Genomic DNA, 16,663 nt, shown 5'->3' on the forward strand with positions numbered 1-16,663 from the left:
GCGCTGCATCCGGCTTTACCTCAGGCTGATCCGGTCAGGATCTGGGCAGTGGCCCTCCCGGCTGGCTTCGTGGGCAGTGACGTCGGGCTCATGATCGAGCCACTGCTGGCACACAGTCCAGTGGATACGAGGACTGCCCGCGTCGCGGAGGAAGACATCGGCGACGAGCTCCCGCGAGCAGGACCTCGTGCCATGGGCACTGCATACACGGTCAGCGCGCTGCGGCTGCGGCCTGCTCCACCGGACGATATGCACGATCCGTGACTTCAGGCCTCGCACCGTAGCCGGGAGCGGCCACAGGAACAGGGCCGGATACACAACCCGCCCGTGCCAGGGCCGTCACGGACCGGTCGGGGGGTCCTTGTAGGCCGCTTCGATCGCGCCGGCATTGATCAGTGCGATCCGCAGCTGTTCATGTTCGGATGTGCCGTCCGCCGTGCTCTGGGCGAAGAGCCGGGCCGCATGCCCCTCAATCTCCCGCTGGTGGAACAGGTCCACCTGGGTGCCGAGCAGCGCTGCGGCAATACGCAGGGCATCAGCGGAGTCGGGGTGCCGGCCTGCGCGTTCAGCGACCTGGTAGGGCGCCTCCAGCGCCGGCTGCAGGGCCACGGTAGGGGCGGTCAACTCCAGCCAGGTGCGGTCGTCGAGACGGTCGGCATAGGCAAACCGCCCCGCCCCGGTGAGAGCAGCGGGCTCCAGCTGCGCATCGAGGGCACTGCGCCACAGCGCCGCGGCGCGTTCGGGCCACGGGCTTGTTTCTTCGCATTGGATCAGGGCTCCGGCGATGCGGCACAGCACCTCGGACACGGCCTGGGGGCCGCCGTCCTGCGCGGCGAGTTCTGTCAGCAGTACGGTGGCCGGGCCCAGGTCCTCGGAGCCGTTGAGGAACGCCAGGATGATCTTGTCGATGGCGGGGATGCCGTCCGGGCCGGCCGCCGTTTGCAACAGGGCCGTGCGGTCCAGGCGTGCCAGGACGCCGGTGTGCGGGCGCCCGTGCCGCAGCCAGGTCGCGGCCGGTCGCCACGGGGCGTCAAGGGAGTAGAGCCGGTCGGCGTGCTCCTCGGCCCATGCCGCGTCGACATGCGTCAGTTGGCCGAGGCAGAAGCCGATCACCGCCAGGGCCTGGTCGTCGGGCTCGTCCTCCAGCAGCCGGGTCAGTAGCGTGCGGACCGGCTCGGCCAGGGTCTGGCCGGTGCGGTGAGCTTGCTTGACCGCCCGGGCGATCAGCGACAGCAGCCCTGCCCCGCCCGGCTGGTCGATGGCCGTCAGCAGCGGCTGCCGGGTGTCGGCGCGAGGCTGCGTCCAGCCGGTGACCAGGCCCTCCAGCCACGCGACGGCGCTGGCTTCCTCCCCTGATGCGGTGTCCAGCAGCAGATCGCTCTCCCACGCCCGGTGCAGCAGGTTGCAGATCACCCGCTGCAACTGCTCCGTGCCCGGGCCGTCTTGCCCGGCTGCCGGGCGGGCGGCGAAGGCGGCCAGGGCGATCGGAGCGAGCTCGCCGCCTGCGAGTTTTCCTTCACGGGCGGCCCGGTGCAGGGAGTTGAAGTAGGCGGCCAGCACGGTCGGGGCGCTGGCCGCAGCCGCCGCCACACCGTCCGGGTCGCGGGCCCACAGTGGCGGATCCTGGGCCACGAGGTCACTGATCAGACCGGCGCGAGCACCCTCGGCGTCGACGTCGGTGCGCTTGACGGGCGCGGCGACCAGCTGGCCGACCGCGGCGGCGGGCCCATCCTCTGCCGCCCGGGCAGCGAACACGTCCGCAGACAGCCCGCCGTGGCTCTCGACCCACGACGTGACCTGAAAGCGCGGAACGGGACGCGCCGGTGCGGCCCGCCCCGTCAAAGCGGTGAGCATCTCCAGCACCGGCCGCCACGGCTCAAGTACCTGCGGGGCCAGGACCGAAGACAGCGCCCAGACGGTGTCCCAGGCATTCGGCAGCGGCTCGGACGCCGTCTCGTAAGCCTCCCTCCAGGCGGAGACCTCCTGAGCGGACGGTGCCTCCCCCAGACTCTGGACCAGCACCTCGTGCAAACCGCCACGGTGCTCGTCCGGGCAGGCGTCCTCGAGCAGGGCGAGGAAGTCCGCGACATCCGCGCGCGGGGATCCAGCAGCCGCCAGCCGACCCGCCAGCGGCAGGGCCTGTTCCCACCAGGTGGCGGCCGACGCCGCATCGGCCCGGTCGTCGTCGTAGCTCTCCAGAAGGACGACCGCGCGCAGCCGGTCGGCCGCGGCGCCGGCCGGCAATTTGTTGTCCAGCACCCGCCACCGCTCGGACAGCGGGACGCCCAGCCCTGCGTCCTGCCGGGCCAGGTCGAGCACGGCACGCATCAGTGTGAACAGCACGTCGCGCGGCGGATCAGCGAGGGAAATCTCCCGCAGGTCGTTGACCAGGCTGATCTGCCACGCATCGACCTCCGCCAGAGGCGCGGCGAGCACAGACGCCAGCACAGACCGGGTGATCACCCCCAACCGGTCCCCAGCCGGGCGCAGTTGTCCCTCCGGGTGGGCCGTCTGCACCAGGGCATGCGCCAGCTGCGCCGCCTCCCAGGACTCGTCGGTGCCGAAGGACGATGTGCGCAGCACCTCTTCGACGACGCGGACCCACTGCCCGCTACGGTCGGACATCGGGACGTCCCGGGCCCAGTAACTGATGCGCAGCAGCACATGGCGGTCCTCGTGCGTCCTTGCGATCTGCTGCAGCAGCGCACACGCCGTCATGCCCGCCTGGGCTACCAGGCTCACCGCCATACCGGTCGCGCCGCCACCACGCGCCTCGATCGCGGCGAGATGCTGCTGCACCCACGCGCACACCTGTGGTGCCTCGGCATCCAGCAGCCGCCGCAGATAGGGCAGGGCCGGCCAGCGAGAAGCCTCCGGCAGCAGCCGGTCCAGCGGCAGCAGGCCAAGCCAGCGCCGGCTCACCGCCGCGCGGAAGAAGTAGCCGCCGGCGCGCGGATCCGACATCGACGCGACCTCAGCGGCATCCTCCGGCGAGGGCTGCTCACTGAGCGCCAGCTGCCGCAACCGTTCGGCACGCTCGGGCAGCCCCAGGAAGAGCTGCTCGAAGGAGGCCACCACCCCCTCGAACCGCTCGCGGGACTCCTCCGGTGTGGCACCCGAACCGTGCAGGACACCAGAAGTGTCCCGATAGAAACGGGTCCAGGAGTTGCGCACGGCCTCCACCTCGGCCAGGCCCATCTCCTGGCGCGTCAGTTCCTGCACCAGGTGCCCGATCTGGCGGATGCGCCGCCCACCCGGATTGGCCTCCTCTGCCCGCAGCGCATCTACCGCGGCAGCGAGCTCGTCCAACAGCCCTTCCGAGACCTGGTCGTGGGCGCGCCATGCCTCGACGGTGGACTTGGCGGTATCCGTGACCGCGCCCCTCGCTGTCTCGATGCCCTCGATGTCCCTCGGCGCCAGGTTGAGGATGCTGTCGATCGCTCCCCGGCAGCAGGACTGCGAGACCTCGTACGGTGCGTGCCACCGGCCGGGATCGGACAGGACCGCCGCCGCATCCCGCAGGAGGTTCAACGCCCGCTCACCGTGGGGCCCTTGAGCAGTCAACGCCGTGGACAGTTCAGCAGAGACAGCGAAGCCGGTCTGGCCGGCGTCGCCGCCCGGGGAGTCGTTCGCGACAGTCACCCTGTCACCGTAGCGGCCCTGCGACCACGGCAACGGCCTCGCATCCGGGCGGGCGGAATGGAGCAGCCCTCGGACCCCGCCGAGTGATGTCGTCGCCGGTCACGCCACGCTGAGCGCGGTGGGGTGGGTGTTGATCCACGATAGGCCGCCGAGGTCGAGTTGGTGGCGGGCACGGGTGACGGCGACGTAGGCGAGGCGGGCGTCGGTGTCGTTGACGGGTTCCGGAACGGGGCGGCCTTGGGCGTCGTGTTGGTCGGTGTCCTTGGGCGGGGGGAAGTCGTCGGCGATTTTGACGGTGGGCCATTCGCGGCCTTTGGCGGTGTGGGCCGTGGAGACGGTCACGTCGGCCTGCTGTTCGTCGGTGAGCTGGTCGACGGCGGCGAGGATGGCGTCGGGGCCGTGGGTGTCGATGAGGTCGGCGAAGGGTTGGACGTCGCGGCCAGCGGGGTCGTGTGCGGCGTAGTCCTGTAGTTCGCCCCAGGAGTTGAAGAGGACGAGTTCGGGGTGTGAGGTGCGGCGGCCGCCTTTGAGGTCGCGGGCGGCGAGAGCCAGTGCGGCCAACTGCTGCTTTCCCCGGGTGAGGGCGACACGGTGGCCGGCCGACAGCAGTCGCATGACTTCGGCCATGGCGCCGATGTTGGTGCGGCACAGCACCGCATCGGGGCAGTCGAGATCGCCGACTTCGGTGGGGATGGTCTCCGTGCCGGTCAGGCGGATGGGGGCGTCGGCCAGAGTGAGCCACCGGTTGGCCTCTTCGGCGATCAGCGGGCCGAAGCGGAAGGAGCGGGTCAGGGTGAGAGCCGTGGCGTCGAAGCCGGTCATCACGTCCTGGGCGCCGCGCCAGCCGTAGATGGCCTGGGCGGAGTCGCCGACCATGACGAGCTGGGCGTAGTGGCGCTGGGCGTTGAAGACCTCCTCAAGGACCGGGTTGGTGTCCTGGGCTTCGTCGAGGAAGAGGAAGTCGGCTTCGATTCTCGGCTCGGTCAGGGCCCACATTTTCAGGTAGTGGTCGTGTTCGAAGCGGACCGCACCGCGGTCAGGGTTGTGCAGGTCGGCCCAGGCCTTGAGGGCGAACGGCAGGACCTCGTGGGCGAGTTGGGCGTGCTCGCCGGAGGTGGACAGGCCGCGCAGGTGCGGTACGTGGTGGCGGGTCAGGGTGCGGTCGGCGGAGTAGCAGTAGCGGGTCACGGTGCGCAGCACGGTGTGGGAGAGCGTCCGGGGGCTGATTTCGTGATCGCCGATGCGGACCGGGCGGGTGATGCCGAGTGCCCGGCCGGTCTTCCAGGCCGGCTGGCGGGGGCTGTTGAGCCGGCTCGCATAGCGGTGGCCGACGGCGGCGTAGGCCGTGGCGTGGGCGGTCTTGCACACCACCGTGCGGGGGAAGCGGGTGGTGGCATCGCGCGCGATGTCCTTGTTGAAGGCGAGGTAGCGGCCGCGGCTGAGGGTGCTGGCGGCAAGCAGGCTGAGCGTGCTGGTCTTTCCCGTCCCGGCGCCGGCCTGCAGGACGAGATGGTGGCCGGCCCGGAAGGCGTCGACGGCGTTGGCCTGTTCGTCGGTGGGCGTATGCAACAAGGGCTCCGCGGAAGATTGAAGAGGATCAGGGGGCCTGCAGCCGCCGCGTCGTGAGCGGCGTAGGAGAAGGAGTTATGGCGCTGTGCGAGTGGGTCGGTGCTGGTGGCGGTGCAGGAGGCCGGCCACACAGGCCAGGACGTCTTGGGGGGTGTGCTCGGCGAGCAGCCTCTCGAGCCGAACCTCCAGGCGCCGGGCGCGTTCCTGCTTCTCCCGGGCAAGGGCCGCGGTCACCCGCTGCCGCAGCAGGTCCTGGGGGCGTTGCCCCAGGACTGCCGCAGCCTGGCGCAGGGCCCTGTCGGCGGTGTGGTCCAGGGCGACGTTGAGCAGGACCTGGCCGTGCCGGTCGGGGTAGTGCGCGGTCAGGACGTCGATCGGCAGGCGCGTGCCCAGCCGGCGCCGCAGCGCATGCAGGGCACTGGCGGGACTGCGTGCGCTGTAGACCGTCATCAGCCGGGTGCGGTCCGCACTCGCGGCCAGGGACACGCCGCAGTGTGCATGCCGGAGTTCGCCGGGAGTGACAGGCCTGGTCAGGGCGATCTCGATGGCGTGGTGCGGCATCACGGCCGGGCCGCCTGCCTTGCACTGCCTGCAGTCCTGGGGCGTCGGACGGGGGTGGGCAGGCGGGTATGGATGTGTTCGTGGTGGTGCAGCGGGTCGAAGGGCTCCCAGCCGGCCACCGCCAGGTCGGCGGCCGTGGGCGTGGCGGCGTGCTGCGGGCAGCGCTGGGCGCGCCAGCGCAGTTGCTCGGCGTAGGGGACGCCGGTGAGGTCGTAGAGGGCCATGACCTCGGCGGGCAGGGCCAGTTGGCCGCCCGCCGCGGTGGCGGGGACCAGTCGCCAGGTGCCGGCCGGGGCGTGGGAGGTAAGCAGCGGGCTGGTGCAGCGGTGGCGGCGCCGGGTCTGGGCGACACACTGGATTTCATCCACCGGCCGGGAGGCGAGGTAGCGGACATACAACAGCTGCACGATGGGCCGGGCCGGGCGGCAGACGGGCGGCCGGGGCGCCGAGCTGTCCGTCAAGGCCGGGGGAGGAGTGAAGACCCCGGCGTCGATCATGCGGCGGGTGTGCACGGCCAGCGACCGGCGCAGCCCGGCCAGTTCAGGGAAAGCCGGTGCCGTGTCGCGGGCGGGACAGAGGACGGCGTGCGGCAGACGGCACCAGCTGCTGCCGTCCCCGGCCGGGTGGGCGATTCCGGAGCTGACGTGCCAGCGGCAGGCGGCGGGCACCCGGGTGGCCGGCAGTTCCTGCGGATGGAGACGGACCGGCCGGCGGTCGCTGCGGTGGTACCACTCGATCCGGTTGCCGCAGTCGCGGCACCGGCCGCTCTGTCCACAGCGCAGCAGCCGGCTGGCGCCGTCGGGGGTGACCTGAAGGGAACGGCGCGCGCGGTGGGCGAGGACAGGGCTGCGGTCCCAGTGGCGGGAGGCGGGAGGTGTGGAGCGCATGCGCGTGAACCTGCCAGCCAACACGCCGCATCCGCGGCAGCGGTAGGGCCGGATCGCCCGCTCAGCCGCACATGGTGCCACTGGAGTGCGAACGGACGGTCGCTCGTTCGAGGCGGTCTCGCCGGTTTGGGTGATCCGGGGCGGCCGCCCGGACGGGGGTCAGTCCCCGCTCGGCCCCGGCAGGTCATGCCCGCGGCACAGCGTCGCGAAGAGTTCGTCGAACGGGGTGCCCAGGGCGTGGGCGAGGGCGTGCCAGGTCTTCAGCGTGCCGATGGTGCGGCCCTGCTCGATCTCGATGACGGTGCGTCTGGCCAGGCCGCTGCGGGCGGCGAGCTCGTCGTAGCTCCACCCGCGCGCGGCCCGCAGACGCGCGAGTTCCAACCGCAGCGCGTCGAGGTCCGGATCGGGCGGCAAGATCGTCACCCGTCCATCCGACGGTGCAGACCCCTGCCCTGTCAGTGCAGACCTCTGCCCTAATTTCGCAGGTGGTGACGCCAGCGAAAGGGCAGACCTCTGCACTACGGTGGGCCGCCGCCCCAGCCCCGACGGGACCGGCGCGCACGCAACAGGAGGAACACGCGCCCATGAGGCTGCGCACAACATGCCCAGCGACACCACGCGCCTGGACCGTGGAACTGCGCTCGCACCCCAGCGGGCTCGTCCTCGTATGCCAGCAATGCCCCCACGGCAGTGGACCGGTCACCGCAGCCTCCGCCCGCTCAGCCGCCCTCGCCCACCTCGCACGACACGCACGCGGCGACCTCCTCCCACCCCACCTGCGCACCTGCCAATGCCACGAACGCGGCTGCCGCTGGCACCCCCGCCACCGCGGCTGCGCCGGCCCCATCCACCTCCTCCTCGCCCGCGAACGCGGCGGACGAGTCTGGCGACTCGCCGACGCCTGCAGTACCTGCGCCGCAGCAACAGCACACGCCGCCGTCGTCCCCGACACAGCCCTCGCCCGCGCACCACATCCCACAACCACCCGGTGCCGCAGACGACAGCCCAAGGGCCCAGGCGCCCGGATCCGAGTCCGCGAAATGCTCAGCTACCTCGCCGCCGCCCTCCCCGAAAGCACCCCGGCCGCAGCCCGCCTGCTCGCACTGCAGTGCGCGCTACGCATGAACACCACCATGCGCGTGCGGCTGCCCAAAGGCATGCTGCGCAGCCTCCGCCTCGACAACCCAGACCCGTGGCGCGACCTGGAACACGCACGATGGCTACGGATCGGCGCAGGAAGAGCCGCCAACGAGTTCGTCGCCGAACTGCTCGACGCAGCACTGCTCAGCCAGGCCCCTGCCGGCCCCGACCGAACGCAGGCCGCAGACTGGGCACTACGCGCCACCACGGCCTCGACAGCCGGGGCAACGGTCGGCCCACAGCTGCAACTGGCAAGCCTCTACCTCACAGCGAACGCCGACCCGGATACCGGCACCGGCCTGGCCGAACCCGGCCAGATGGCACGCGTCTGCGGAACCCATCCCGCGCGCCTGCCCAACACCCTTGATCAACTGACCGTGACGGGTCTGCTCAGCTCCTGGTACACCTGCCCGAACTGGGGAGACCTGCACTGGACTCTGGCGTACCCAGGGGGAGATCGGCAGCCGGTCCCCTCGAAAGATCCCGAACACCCTGCGGATCGGGCACAGAATCGAACGATCACCCGGCCCTGCGCCCTACAACGACGAGCGCCGTCAACCTGCTGAGACCGCCGATGGGTTGACGGCTGGCGGTGCGACCTTCGCCCTGTCGGTAAGTGCGGCAGTAGACCCGCCAGGAATGGACAGGAGGCGTCGCTCAGAAGCAGTCCGGCCACGTGGTCGCTTTGATCGAACAGGGACGTGGTTCGGGTGGGTGGGTGATTGGCGGCCGCGCACATCGCGCGCGGGTTTCTGTCTGGCTGAGGCGTGTGCGGCAAGTGACACAGTTCTGAAACTGTGGACATAGAGTGAAGGGAAGGTGCTTATGATGCGTCAAAGCCGTCTGCCTGGCCAGGGTTTGGGAGATGAAGGCGGCTTGGAGCGCCTGCGTCATGCCGGACGTGGGAACGCAGGAACCATCGGGGGGCCGCTTCGTGTATCTGGCATGCCTGTCTGCCGAAAACTTCCGGATCTTCGGTCCCGCTCCCAAGCAGGGTGGTGATACAGACACCCGCCTTCGGATGGGCTTCGGCCCCGCCACCAACGTCCTGGTCGGCGAGAACGGCAGCGGGAAGACTGCGGTCATCGATGCCATCCGCCTGTGTCTGCAGACCACGGCGGGGGATTACTACCGGATCACTGCCGACGACTTCCACATCCGCAACGGCCACCGTGCCGACAGCTTCACCCTCACCTGTGGGTTCAAAGACCTCACGCCGCAAGAGCAGGCCGTTTTCCTTGAACTGCTGACCACCGAAGAGGACGGCAGAAGTTCCCTGTACGTCACCGTGCGGGCCCAGCTGATCGACCCCCTGCACTCAAGCAGGGTCTCTCTCGTCACCCGCACCGGCCCCGACGGCCAGGGTCCCACCCTCGACGGCACTGCCCGAGAACTGCTCAAAGCCACCTACCTGCGCCCGTTGCGGGACGCTGAAGCGGAGCTGCGTTCTGGCCGTGGCTCGCGTCTGGCGCAGATCCTCGCCGGCTATCCCACCATCAAGGACCAGGGGACAAGCGACTTCGACCCGGTCGAAGACACCGCCACGACCCTGGTCGGCATCCTGCAGCGCACCGAGCACCACCTCAGCGAGAACAAGGCCATCATCGCGGCCCGCGACGACATCAACGCCAGCTACCTGCAGAAGTTCGCCATCGGCTCCGACGTCCTGCGCGGTGAGATCGGCGTCTCCGGTGACGCCACCCTGGCCCGTGCCCTGGAGCGTCTGGAACTGAGTCTGTTCGCAGGCTCCAAGGAGTGGACCCGGCACGGACTCGGCTACAGCAACGCGCTGTTCATGGCCGCCGAACTGCTCCTGCTGAATAACAGCGAACTCGCTCCGCTGCTGCTCATCGAGGAGCCCGAGGCCCATCTCCACCCGCAACTGCAGACCCGCATCATGGACCTGCTGCGCGAACGCGCCGGAGAAGCCAGCGATAAGCCGGCCCTGCCGGTACAGGTTATCTGCACCACCCACAGTCCCAACCTCGCCTCCGCCACACCGGTGGAACACCTCACGCTTGTCTCGCGTGGTGCGACCTTCAGCCTGGCCCCAGGGCAGACCCGGCTGCACTCCGATGACTACGCATTCCTTTCCCGCTTCCTCGACGTCACCAAGGCCAACCTGTTCTTCGCCCGCGGCGTCGCCATTGTGGAGGGTGACGCTGAGGCCATCTTCTTGCCGGCCCTTGCCAAGGCGGTGGACCGCTCGTTCAACGAATGCGGCGTGAGCATCGTCAACGTCGGCAGCGTGGGTCTGTTCCGCTACAGCCGCATCTTCCAGCGTGACGGCGCGCAGATACCCGTCACCGTGGCCTGCATCCGTGACCGCGACCTGGTACCCGCAGGCACCCCCCAGGACATGCGTGGAAAGCTGAAGTGCTCGGCCGAGATGAGCGCCGAGCAGATCGAGAAGCATGTGACAAGGCTGACGGCCGAGGACAGCGGCAATGTCCGCACCTTCGTCTCCGACCACTGGACCCTCGAGTACGACCTGGCCGCAGCCTCCTGGACCATGGCCACCCTCATGCACCAGGCCGTCCGCTCCGCCGTCGCCTCCAAGAACAAGTGGCCCACCGCGGAAAGGCTCGCTGAACTCGACAATGAGGCCCAGCTCGAGGTGCAGCAGTGGAAGGACAGCGGCACATCCCTGGCCGACGCCGCGGTGGACATTTACAAACCCCTGCGCCTGGACGAGGCCAGCAAGACCATTGCCGCCCAACACGCCGCCCGACTACTGCAGTCCACCCCGGTCACGGACGAGGAACTGCCTCCTTACCTGGTGGCCGCGTTCGATTACCTGTGCACCCCGGCGGCCTGACCTATGACTCTTCCCTTCGCCCCTGACACCTTCGCCAAGGACAAGGCCGAGGCCCTGGCTGCACAGCGCGGACTTGAACTCACCCACCCGCAGCAATGGGACTTCCTGCAGAGCGCCGAGTCACTCGATCTGCAAGCTGCTTCCGGGTCGGGCAAGACCAGCCTCATCGGCCTCAAACTCACCCTTCTCGCCCAAGGATGGTCCTCAGCGACCCGCGGAATCTGCGTCCTGTCCCACACCAACACGGCCAAGGACGAGATCACCCACCGCCTCTCCGACTCCCCAGCCGGACGCCGCTTGCTGGGATTCCCTCACTTCATCGGAACCATCCAGTCCTTCACCAACACCTTCCTCGCCCTGCCCGCCCTGCGTTCCCGCGGCATTGACATCCAGACCGTCGACGACGCCGCCTACGAACATGCCGCCCTGCGTCTGCTGGACAACCACCGTGGCTACTTCAAGCTGAAGGCATACACCGAACGCCGCCGTGACGGACGGGACCTTGTCGCTGGCGCCCACTACATATGTGACGCCGGCGAAGTCACCGTCACAGGACCAACCGGGACCCTGCCCTTCAAGAGCACCAGCCCCAGCGGACAGCAACTGATCCGCCTCAAAAACGACCTCGCCGACCAAGGCCTGTTCCGCTACAGCGACATGTTCGCCATCGCCGAGCACCATCTCCTGCGCCACCCCGACATCGCCCAGGCCACCGCGCACCGCTTCCCGTTCGTCCTGCTCGACGAGATGCAGGACACCAGCGACCTGCAGCAGCACCTCCTGGACCAGGTCTTCGGCAAAGTCGGCACCGTCGTACAGCGAGCCGGTGACGTCAACCAGGGCATCTTCACCGACCGCACCCAGGCGCCGTTGCTGCCCTCGGCCTTTCCTCACTCCTCCGCGGCCCAGCTCCCTGTCAGCCGCCGCTTCGGCACCCAGATCGCCGACCTGGCCAGCCGGCTGACCGTCCAGCGCCGACAGACCATCGACGGTGCCGGCCCCCAGGGCACCATCGCTCTGCTGCTCTTCGACGATGACTGCGTACCCGGCGTCATCCCCGCCTTTGAGCGCCTGACCCGCGAGACTGTCCCCGATCACCTGCTGGCCACAGCACCACCACGCATCCTGGCCTCACGGCTGGTCCCCGGAAAGGCCGAAGCCTTCCCCCAGTCGATGACCTGCTACCTACCCACCTTCACCTCGCACACTGCTGCACAACCCGCCCTCGAGCTGATCACCACCGTCCGCGCAGCGCGCGCCCTGCTGGCCACCGGTGACCGGCGCACCGCAACGGTCCAGACCTGGGACGCTGTGCGCAGAGCGTTCCGGCAGGGCTCCGGCAACGCCCTGCCCGCGATCCAGCGCATCGAACGCCGTGCCGACTCGGCAGGCCTGCAGATGCGCGTACTGCTATACGACCTGCTCAGTGCGGACACCGACGACCCGGCGCAGTGGAACGCTCTGATGGGGCGCCTGCGAGGGGTGCTGCCGCAGCTTGCCGACCTTTCGCCGCTCACCGCGCCCCGCATCGACGACCTCCTGCGCCACATTCCGCCGCTCGTTCCCCGAACCGAAGCGGTTGTGGAGGAGGCGGCTCCGATGATGTCGGTGGCCACTTCCATACAGCGGGCCAAGGGCGAGACGCACGCGGCCACCCTCATCCTGGAGTGCCTCGACAGCCGCGGCCGTAAGTACGACGTCCACGAGACACTCGCACTGGTGGCCCAGTCGAAAGATGTGGCCGACGCCCCGATCACCGTGCGCAAAGCGGCTCAGTTGCTCTTCGTGGGAGCGACTCGCCCCACGCATCTGCTGGCCTTCGCTGCGCACCGGACCCGCATCGCACCCCATATCGAGGCACTACAGGCCCGGGGGTGGCTGGTGCGGAGCGTGGCCCCTGGGCGGTGAGGTTCCAATCGCCCGAGCGGGCAGCGCAGTTCCCCGTTCATGGCCGGACCTGTTGGGAATGAACGGCAACGGCGCGCCAGACCTCGCGCCCCTCCGCTTGCCCGCCGTCGAACGGGACCCGAACGGCAGTCACTTCACTGCCACGGCGTGCGCTGCGTGCGTGGCGGTGGCACCGCGGAGATGGTGCTGGCCCGCCGCTTTCCCCCGTAGCGGCGGGCCACCCTTTTGTTCAGGGCGCGAGGGCGACCTCAGTGGGACGCGCTGGGCGCGCACGGAGCAGGCCTGCTGAGCGGCCCGCTCCAGGGTCGATCCCCAGACCCCGGGCAGCTGACTCTCATTTTTCGCCACTTGGGCGCTGTACACCGTAATGGCCGGATCGCCCTCCGCTTGCTCGGTCACTGACCGGCCTGCAGCCGGGATTCTGCCCTGCCATGACGTTCGGCATGGTCCGACTGCCCTGGTGAATCAGCCTTCCGCGACCCTGCAGCGTGTACCCCAGTGCACTCGGCATCCCGACGCGGGGCTCGGACAGTAGGGACCCGACAGCAGGGCATCCCGTTCGGCCTGTCTTGAACTGGCCGTGGAACCAGCAGAGTTGAGCCACTCAGGTTGATCGACTGTCAGTGGCGGCCGCCAGCATGGCAGAGATCGCGGGGAACTTACGAGCCCTTGGGGGAGGACCACATGCCAATTGTCCGGCCGTACGTGCGCTCCGACGGAACGCCAGTACGCGGGCACACCCGGTGGGCGCCGGGTGCGCGGCGGGAGATGACCGTCTTCGCCGTCTTCTGCCTGGCAGTACTCGGCTTCGGCAACACCTCGACCGCGGACGGAACGGACAGCCAGTCGCCCACGCCCTCGGTGACTTACCCGATCCGCTTCGACCACACCACCAACGACGCTCCACGGGTGGCTGTCCCGCACCCGACAGTGTCGTACCCGATCAGGTTCGACACGCCCACGCCACGAACGGCCGCGCCCGCACCGAGCGTGTCGTACCCGATCGACCTCTCTGCCCTGGGAGGTGGGCGATGACCCGGCGCCCGCCCGCCAGGCGACGGACCACCCGGCGCCCCAGCCGCCGGCGCAGCCGGCAGGACGCACCGATCACGGTCCTGGCCGTGGTCGCTGTGGCAGCGGTCGGCCTGGTGGTGATGGTGGTCAACTGGCTGCTCGCGCACTGGTGGCTGCTGCTCGTTGGGGCCGTCTTCGCTGTCCTGGCCGGCATCGGGTGGTGGCAGCAGCGGACCCAGCGTATGCAGTGGGAGCAGGCGCGGGCGCGTGCCCTGCGCTATGGGCTGGCCCAGCTGGATGCGCTCTCCCACCGGCAGTTCGAATACGCCGTCCGCGACCTGATGAACCGGGATGGCTGCGCCGACGCTGTCCAGGTCGGCGGGCAGGGCGATCTGGGGGCCGACGTGAAGGCGACCGACCCGCAGGGCCGGCGCTGGGTGATCCAGTGCAAGCACCGCCGGCACGGTGAGCGGGGCGCTGCGGTGGGCACCCCGGATCTGCAGGTCCTCAATGGGACGGGCCGCCCGGTCCACAAGGCGGATGTCGTGGTGATGGTGACCAACGGCAGGATCTCCCGGCCCGGTCGCGTCTTTGCCCGGCAGCAGCGGTTGCACCTCGTCGACCGCCAACTGCTCGGTTCCTGGGCCGCGGGATCGCGGCCGCTGTGGGAACTGCTGCCCGCGCTTCCTCCGCCCCGCAAACCCTCCCAGCTCTCCTGAGTCCCCCCGCTCCTGCAAAGATCGCAAGAAGATGTGCTGCCGGCTTCCGCCCGAAGCACTTCGGGAAGCCGACTGTTCGTTTCTCGGACTCACCGGACGGGTTCAGGTGAGGCGTGCCGGGTTGTGGAAGTCGCGGCGTGCGAGGGTGTGATGCTCTTCCGGTGGGCCAGCGGGCGGTGGAACCCGATTCCATCTACAGGATGTCGTGACGCTCTCGGCGACTGGGCGGAGGTGCTTATGACAGCCAGGCGCAGCCGCCTCTGTGCGGGTGGTGGAGGGATTCCGCGGGCACGTGAACGCAGCGTGGTGGTGCATCCACGTAGGCACGTATGCGGGCAGCGCCCTGGCAGTCCGTTGTGTGCGTTGATCCGGGGGAAGCCGGCGTGTGCCGGTTGAAGAGGCGTTACCGGTCGCAGTGGAGCGCGGCCTGCGTACCGCAGTCGGTGCCGGGGCAGCCGTCAGCCGGGGATCCACCGGACGCGGTAGCGGGCCTGAAGCTCTTGGGCCGACATGCCGCGTCGTTGTGCCCGCTCCCGTTCGTCGGCGGCCCGCTGCGCGTCGTCAGGTTCGTTGCGGGACAGCGCAACGTCGACGGCGAGTTCGGGTGGCTCCCAGTCAGTGTGGGCGTCCTGGAGCGGACCGAACGGGGCCGGGCCGATGCCGGAGACGCCGACGAGGTCGGGCGGTCCGCTCGTGGCCATGAAGGTGCCGGACCGGCCATCGGAGAGGGTCAGCAGGCCGGGGGCGGCATCCCACAGATCGTCATCGGTGTCTGTGTGAAGGCTTCCCACCCAGGTGGTGTGACGGTCGTAGGTGAAGCCTGGCACCGTCTCGGGATCGAGCTTGAGTACCAGGGCGGCGACGACCGGAACATCGCGCCCGTCGGCGAGCGTGACCATTCCTGTGCCCACGTAGCGGGTCTTGCCATCTTCCCACGGCATCGCGACTTTCCTGCCTTGCTCCCGCAGCGAGTGTGGACCGCGATCGTTGCGCATCGGTTGGCATGGCGGCAACCCGATCGCAGCGCGTGCCGTGGTGAAGCCGATGACTCGGACATCCGCACACCCGTGCGCCGGCGCTGCGGCCGGCCCGGGCGGAACTGCCACAGCGTCACATGTTTAGGCGCCTGGCACTGTGACCGCAGAAGTTCGCTGGGTCGGTCGTTGTGGCGCTGAGAAGCGCGGTGCCCTTAACGGCTCAGGCCCTGACGGCGTGCTCTTCGTGATCGGCTGGCACTGTTCAACCTTGCCGAATCGACGGATGAGCCAGCGCCAGCCGGGGTACGGTGTTGTGCAGTCAGGCCCGGGCAGTCGTTCGCAGCGATGGCACTAGCCGACCCCATCAACTTCCTTTCCACCGCCCGGGGATGCGCTCGTACCGCGTCAACCAGCGGGTATCCCATTTCCGTGCCCGGCACGCCCGCCGTTCGGGCCGTGCACGGACATGCCATGTGGAGACTTCGCTATGACCGCATTGCCCCGTACAGCCCAGGCCGTCGACTTCCTGTGCGAGCACACCCCCAGCAAGAGCCGCGTGATGGCCCTGCTCGACCACGACCACGGCCCCCGTTCCCTGGCTGCGGTCCTGACCTGCAAGGACCCCGACCACGCGCACGAGGCCGTCGACATCCTGCGCCGTGTCCTGGCCAGGCGCGAGGCCACGTGCGCCGACGACGAACTGCGGGCATTGACCGCCGTCATGCCCGACGCGCCGGCCGGCTCGCTGCGCCAGGCCGTCACCCACGCCGCGACCGGCACCTGGCCGACCGGCCCTGGAGTGCTCTACGAAGTCGTCGAACCCGAAGACCCCGAATCCGCCGGTGCGCAGGATGCCGCGCCCGTGCCGTTCGAGCCGTCCAGCCACCCGCGGCTCAAAGACCTGCCGGGGAAGGTCGTGCGGATCGCCCGCCTGTATGAGTTCCATGTCACCGACGAGGACGCCCTGATCCGGGCCGCCACCGATCGCGGATGGGAGCCTTTGCAGGCAACCGACCTGGGAGACGACGACCCGCGTGACCTCGTCGGCGCCGTCATGACGCTCACCGACGATCTGAATGTCCCCGGCGCACAGACCCTGGAGGACCAGAGCGTCGCCGAAGTCCTCAGCCCCGAGGACGGGGACGAACTCGCCGACTGGAACCCGTCCCCGGTGGCGATCCGGTTCCACCACGGATGGCGGCTGCGCTACGAGCGCAGCCGCCCCGCTGCCAAGACGCCGACACCGAACTTCGCGGCGCTGTTCCCAATCCGCGAGTGCGACTGCGCCGGCAAGTCGGAAGACTGCGAGACCTGCGGATGGCAGCTGACCCCTCGCACTGCTGACCTGCTGAGCACGGCCCTGTCTGTCCTCGCAGACCAGGCCTTCGACGACGCCGCGCGGCTGGGTGATCAGTACCTGCCGGACGC

General features: G+C 69.5%; 11 protein-coding genes. 5 read left to right on the top strand and 6 right to left on the bottom strand.

The features are described from left to right. Positions 1 to 339 precede the first annotated feature (339 nt). The 5 genes from ACK1X7_RS48060 to ACK1X7_RS48080 form a co-directional block, all read right to left on the bottom strand. Positions 340 to 3,642: a hypothetical protein gene (locus ACK1X7_RS48060; RefSeq protein ID WP_413116810.1), complete on the bottom strand. Its 3,303-nt coding sequence runs from the start codon at positions 3,640 to 3,642 to the stop codon at positions 340 to 342. A gap of 99 nt (positions 3,643 to 3,741) precedes the next feature. After that, entirely contained in the window at positions 3,742 to 5,211 is a 1,470-nt protein-coding gene (locus ACK1X7_RS48065) for a UvrD-helicase domain-containing protein (RefSeq protein WP_413116811.1), read from the bottom strand. Between the two features lie 75 nt (positions 5,212 to 5,286). After that, positions 5,287 to 5,772, bottom strand: coding sequence for a hypothetical protein (locus tag ACK1X7_RS48070; protein ID WP_185014977.1), 486 nt, complete (start codon positions 5,770 to 5,772; stop codon positions 5,287 to 5,289). Further along, positions 5,772 to 6,659 (bottom strand): DUF6083 domain-containing protein, encoded by an 888-nt coding sequence (locus ACK1X7_RS48075; protein ID WP_413116812.1) that lies wholly within the window; start codon positions 6,657 to 6,659, stop codon positions 5,772 to 5,774. The genes ACK1X7_RS48070 and ACK1X7_RS48075 overlap by 1 nt, the downstream gene beginning before the upstream one ends. Before the next feature lie 159 nt (positions 6,660 to 6,818). Then, complete coding sequence (locus ACK1X7_RS48080) at positions 6,819 to 7,082, bottom strand: helix-turn-helix transcriptional regulator (RefSeq protein ID WP_185014975.1); 264 nt, start codon at positions 7,080 to 7,082, stop codon at positions 6,819 to 6,821. Between the two features lie 617 nt (positions 7,083 to 7,699). On the opposite strand from ACK1X7_RS48080, the gene ACK1X7_RS48085 reads away from it, so the two are divergent. The 5 genes from ACK1X7_RS48085 to ACK1X7_RS48105 all read left to right on the top strand — a co-directional run bounded on the left by ACK1X7_RS48085 (position 7,700) and on the right by ACK1X7_RS48105 (position 14,258). Continuing rightward, a complete protein-coding gene (locus ACK1X7_RS48085; RefSeq protein ID WP_413116813.1) occupies positions 7,700 to 8,365 on the top strand; it encodes a hypothetical protein in 666 nt (221 codons plus the stop codon). 326 nt (positions 8,366 to 8,691) lie between these two features. Beyond that, the gene (locus tag ACK1X7_RS48090) at positions 8,692 to 10,617 is read left to right on the top strand and encodes an ATP-dependent nuclease (protein WP_413116814.1); all 1,926 of its coding nucleotides are present in this window, start codon (positions 8,692 to 8,694) and stop codon (positions 10,615 to 10,617) included. A gap of 3 nt (positions 10,618 to 10,620) precedes the next feature. Beyond that, positions 10,621 to 12,525 (top strand): UvrD-helicase domain-containing protein, encoded by a 1,905-nt coding sequence (locus ACK1X7_RS48095; RefSeq protein ID WP_413116815.1) that lies wholly within the window; start codon positions 10,621 to 10,623, stop codon positions 12,523 to 12,525. A gap of 768 nt (positions 12,526 to 13,293) precedes the next feature. Further along, on the top strand, positions 13,294 to 13,560 hold the full coding sequence (locus ACK1X7_RS48100; RefSeq protein WP_387938358.1) for a hypothetical protein: 267 nt from the start codon (positions 13,294 to 13,296) through the stop codon (positions 13,558 to 13,560). A gap of 86 nt (positions 13,561 to 13,646) precedes the next feature. Beyond that, complete coding sequence (locus tag ACK1X7_RS48105) at positions 13,647 to 14,258, top strand: restriction endonuclease (protein ID WP_413116816.1); 612 nt, start codon at positions 13,647 to 13,649, stop codon at positions 14,256 to 14,258. A 458-nt stretch (positions 14,259 to 14,716) separates the two neighbouring features. Here the strand turns inward: ACK1X7_RS48105 and ACK1X7_RS48110 are convergent, their stop codons facing one another. Beyond that, a complete protein-coding gene (locus ACK1X7_RS48110) occupies positions 14,717 to 15,199 on the bottom strand; it encodes a hypothetical protein (protein WP_413116817.1) in 483 nt (160 codons plus the stop codon). Positions 15,200 to 16,663 lie beyond the last annotated feature (1,464 nt).

This window comes from Streptomyces sp. CY-1 (assembly GCF_047218265.1).
Lineage (GTDB): Bacteria > Actinomycetota > Actinomycetes > Streptomycetales > Streptomycetaceae > Streptomyces > Streptomyces niphimycinicus.

What these genes read in the sequence shown, in the direction of transcription:
- ACK1X7_RS48070 (WP_185014977.1), bottom strand. Translation starts at nt 5,772, where the DNA reads ATGCCGCACCACGCCATCGAGATCGCCCTGACCAGGCCTGTCACTCCC.
- ACK1X7_RS48075 (WP_413116812.1), bottom strand. Translation starts at nt 6,659, where the DNA reads ATGCGCTCCACACCTCCCGCCTCCCGCCACTGGGACCGCAGCCCTGTC.
- ACK1X7_RS48085 (WP_413116813.1), top strand. Translation starts at nt 7,700, where the DNA reads ATGCTCAGCTACCTCGCCGCCGCCCTCCCCGAAAGCACCCCGGCCGCA.
- ACK1X7_RS48090 (WP_413116814.1), top strand. Translation starts at nt 8,692, where the DNA reads ATGCCGGACGTGGGAACGCAGGAACCATCGGGGGGCCGCTTCGTGTAT.
- ACK1X7_RS48095 (WP_413116815.1), top strand. Translation starts at nt 10,621, where the DNA reads ATGACTCTTCCCTTCGCCCCTGACACCTTCGCCAAGGACAAGGCCGAG.
- ACK1X7_RS48100 (WP_387938358.1), top strand. Translation starts at nt 13,294, where the DNA reads ATGACCGTCTTCGCCGTCTTCTGCCTGGCAGTACTCGGCTTCGGCAAC.
- ACK1X7_RS48110 (WP_413116817.1), bottom strand. Translation starts at nt 15,199, where the DNA reads ATGCCGTGGGAAGATGGCAAGACCCGCTACGTGGGCACAGGAATGGTC.